The organism is Moorena sp. SIO3I6 (assembly GCF_010672095.1).
In genome coordinates this window covers 1-4,216 of record NZ_JAAHHU010000370.1, presented here as the reverse complement: position 1 = coordinate 4,216, position 4,216 = coordinate 1, and the positions used below count along the sequence as shown (strand labels likewise).

Sequence of the window (4,216 nt, the reverse complement as noted above, 5' to 3'; positions counted from 1 at the left end):
TAACAAGCGATCGCTTCTTCAATATTCTGTGCTTTATCCCCTTTTATTCGCTTACCGTAGGCAGTACCGAGATTGTATTTTATCCTTGCCCATTTTTTAGGAAATGCCTCAAAGGTTCTAACTCTAAGAGCCTGTTGGTAACAAGGGATGGCCTCTTCAATATTCTGTGCTTTATTACCTTTGATTCGGTTACTGTAAGCAATACCGAGATTATTTTGTGTCATTGCCCAATCATAAGGAAATGCCTCAAAGGTATAAACTCTAAGAGCTTCTTTGTAACAAGCGATGCGTTCTTCAATATTCTGTTCTTTCTGACCTTTGATTCGGTCACTGTAAGCATTACCGAGATTGAATTGAGTCTTTGCCCAATTTTCGGGAAATGCTTCAAAGGTATAAACTCTAAGAGCTTCTTTGTAACAAGCGATAGCCTCTTCAATATTCTGTGATTTCTGACCTATGATTCGGTCACTGTAAGCAATACCGAGATTAGTTTGTGTCCTTGCCCAATTTTTAGGAAATGCTTCAAAGGTAAAAACTCTAATGACCTGTAGGTAACAAGCGATCGCTTCTTCAATATTCTGTGCTTTCTCCCCTTTTATTCGCTCACCGTAAGCAACACTGAGATGACTTTGTGTCCATGCCCACTCAATAGGAAATGCCTCAAAGGTTATAACTCTAAGAGCCTGTTGATAACAAGCGATCGCTTCTTCAATATTCTGTGCTTTCTCCCCTTTTATTCGCTCACCGTAAGCATTACCGAGATTATATTGTGTCGTTGCCCACTTCCTAGGAAATTCCTCAAAGGTATAAACTCTAAGAGCCTGTTGATAACAAGCGATCGCTTCTTCAATATTCTGTGCTTTCTCCCCTTTTATTCGGTCATAATAGTAAGCACTACCGAGATTATATTGTGTATTTGCCCAATTTTTAGGAAATGCCTCAAAGGTTCTGACTCTAAGAGCCTGTTGGTAACAAGCGATGGCTTCTTCAATATTCTGTGCTTTCTCTCCTTTTATTCGGTCACCGTAAGCATTACCGAGATTATTTTGTGTCGTTGCCCAATCACTAGGAAATGCTTCACGGCTGAAAACAGTTAGTATGACTTCATAGCCAATGATGGCAATTTCGATATTGCTGGCTTTGTCACCCAAGGGGAATTCCCTAATTAGATTACTGAAATTGCCAATATCTACTGCTAGGTATTCCGCTTCATTTGCTTCCGCTTCTGCCAGCTTACGTGTTGCCCAATCCCGAAATTTTTCTGCTAAAGTCTGATTAAGTTTGTCGATATTTGCTGCCAGTAATGGATAAACTACCTCTTGATTACCATTACTGTCTGCGGTTGCTTTTATTACATTTAAGAGAAAGTCAAGTTGAGCATCAGATGTATTGTCAGCCATTACCATAACCCCCTCCACTATATAACCAATTCAACAACCGCTCTACACTATTCATGAAAAAAATAAACTACTCTAAATCGCCCTAGATTCGCCGATTTTCCGCCCATGGCAGTATTGTCTGCTGCATTTCCTGATCAATTAAATCTCGGTAAACATTCAAAAGTTTAGAGACTTAATCATCATTATATAGCAGTTTTTAGGGTAGTTATTTACTTTTTTAAAAATATATAAATTATACTAATTGTGAGGTACAAATTTCTGGTTTTTAGGGAGCAGGGAGCAGGGAGCAGGGAGCAGGGAGCAGGGAGCAGGGAGCAGGGAAGAGGGAATCGGGAATCGGGAATCGGGAATCGGGAATCGGGAATCGGGAATCGGGTCAACAACCAACCAGACTGGGTAATCAGATCTAACACAGGAGTACCCATTAACCGAAAACTAGTACTGTTGTATGTTAAACATGTACTGATGTATAACAAAGGAGTACTAATTTCTCATATACTAGTACTCCTTTGCCTTAACTAGTACTGTTGTATAACAAACGGGTACCCGTTTCTGGTTAACGAGTACTCGTTTATAACATACCAGTACTTATTTCTCAGTAACTAGTACCGGTTTGTTATTAAGGAGTACTATTTTCTCACATGCTAGTAGGCAAGAGGCAAGAGGCAAGAGGCAATAGTCAAGAGGGTTGTAAGGGATGCAGAGGTGCGACCCGTGGCGAATTAAATTCTTAATGGGTCAGGGGCACCATTACTTTTGTAGTAAACTTTTGCCTATTGCTAGCATGCCTCTTGCCCTTGCGCTTAGCGCTATAACTGGTTCAACCAATTGGTCAAATCCACTTCGGTTTCAAAATCTAACAACGCTTCTCCTAAATCCTCCAACTGATCAAAGGATAATTCCTTAATTTGATTTTGTAATTGGGGATTGATTTCACCTAGGCGACGGTTAATTTGACGGATAATTAAATTAAGCTCATTGCGCTTTCCTTGTTCTAATCCCTGTTCTAATCCCCGTTCTAATCCTTGTTCTAATCCCTGTTCTAATCCTTGTTCTAATCCTTGCTCTAATCCTTGGCGAATAATTCGTTGATAAACTACTGACTCTTGCATCATATCCTCCCGAAAGTAAGCTTGAATTAACTGTTCATCAAATTTCACTCCAGCCAACAGTTGCACGCAAGCAGATAGGTTACGTTGCTGTTGTCTATCTTCAATCATATCGATTCTGGCTGCTACTTGGGATAGCAAGGTTTCTGGCACTTCAGTTTGTGCTAATACTGCCAAGGGTAGTAACCCTGGGGTGGTAAGTAATGGTTGTGGATCACATTCCCAAATCCGAATCACCCGGTAGCGGAAGGATAGGTTCCTCTCGGTAAATTGATTTACAAATACTCCGGCTAATCGGGTTGGTTTCAGGAATATTATTACCTGTTCAATATCACAACGATACTGTCGATATAACCTGACCCAATAATCCAGCATCCGCAGGGGTAAGGGAGGTTCAGATTGGGGTAAGGTTTGAAATTCCAGATGCAAAATAGCATCAGCAACTCGCACAAAAAACAAGGCATCTGCCCGAATTGGTTCTGTGCTTAATTCGGTGTTGAGAATTTCGATATCCTCTGCTGGTTCGTAGGTTTTATAACCAACGGGTAAAGGCTTGAGGATATTGTTCAACAAGATATTTTAGGGTACTGTCGTAAGTCATTACACATCTGATCTAACTAAGTCAATTCTGGTTAACTAATCGAAAAGAGGGTTAAGAGCCACAAATTCGACGACTCGAACCTATCCCAAATCATCTTCAATCAAGCCAGGGGAAGGTAGGTATGTCGGAAATATTGGCAACTTAACTCACTCTTAAAATTTCCAGTAAATCCCGACAATAATTAACGGAATTTCGGGGTTTACAACCCAGGTAAAATGATTGCTATTATTCGGTTAATTTATTAAATTTGATCACATTTTTTAACCATAATATTAATCTAAATTTAGTTGATAATTTTAAACATGTTTTTCGCTAAAATTGGTAGGTATTTATTGCAGTTTAATCTCTAGTTTTCCATTAATCAGGGGCAACTCAATTCAAAAGTCCCCCTTATTAAGGGGGATTTAGGGGGATCTAAAAGGAATTAACCAAACTGACATGTGTCTTAAATAAAGGGTGCATTTCCTAAAAGCTGTTTGACTCGGTGGTGCGTTACGGGGTGGGCTATTTCAATGGTGGCAAAGAGGCAGAAAATCAGGGCGAGCCCACCCCTAACGCACCCTACGCAAAATTTACAAAAGTGAGATACACCCTAAATAAACGCTAATGTATGCTTTCTAATTTCTATGCAATAGTTTTTTTTAACTAATCCTAAAACTCCCACAAAAAAACTTTTTAATACCCTTGACAAATAATTTTATAATCATTACAATAATCAATATTAACTAAGTTGGAGTTTTTCACAATGTCAGAACAATTTACTCGCAATTTCAAGAAACAACCAACTCAGCACACTGTCTTGATGCAGTCGCTCATGGGGGAAACCCCCAAGACCGCGCTGCATCGCTCTCAAAGGTCCTCGTGAATCAGTAATCAATAGTATGCACATGCTTTATTCCCTAGGCTATGCAGAAATCGCGGAGTGGACTCCTCTAGAACCAACGGATATTCCGGGGGAAGTAATAACTACCATGACCAAGTATTGGTTGTTGCCATAACACCTTAAATTTCTGGGGGGTTTTCCCCCCGGGGGCCTTGGGTTTCGGAAATTTCTGACATATGTGATTGCCATAGCCGTGGATAGTATTTCTACGGCTATTTTTTTT

General features: G+C 39.9%; 2 protein-coding genes and 2 pseudogenes. 1 reads left to right on the top strand and 3 read right to left on the bottom strand.

The window, feature by feature from the left end; genetic code table 11:
• The 3 genes and pseudogenes from F6K49_RS36240 to F6K49_RS36230 all read right to left on the bottom strand — a co-directional run.
• The coding region (locus tag F6K49_RS36240) for a tetratricopeptide repeat protein (RefSeq protein WP_293104601.1) at positions 1–1,400 on the bottom strand (1,400 nt) is incomplete at its 3' end.
• Between the two features lie 209 nt (positions 1,401–1,609).
• Positions 1,610–1,825, bottom strand: a complete 216-nt coding sequence (locus tag F6K49_RS36235; RefSeq protein WP_293104598.1) for a hypothetical protein — start codon at positions 1,823–1,825, stop codon at positions 1,610–1,612.
• 384 nt (positions 1,826–2,209) lie between these two features.
• A pseudogene (locus F6K49_RS36230) lies at positions 2,210–3,110 on the bottom strand (DUF4351 domain-containing protein).
• Positions 3,111–3,855: 745 nt separating this feature from the next.
• On the opposite strand from F6K49_RS36230, the pseudogene F6K49_RS36225 reads away from it, so the two are divergent.
• Positions 3,856–4,108 (top strand): annotated as a pseudogene (locus tag F6K49_RS36225) (hypothetical protein).
• Positions 4,109–4,216 lie beyond the last annotated feature (108 nt).

Coding starts and splice junctions, on each gene's coding strand:
- F6K49_RS36235 (WP_293104598.1), bottom strand. CDS start 1,825: ATGGGTACTCCTGTGTTAGATCTGATTACCCAGTCTGGTTGGTTGTTG.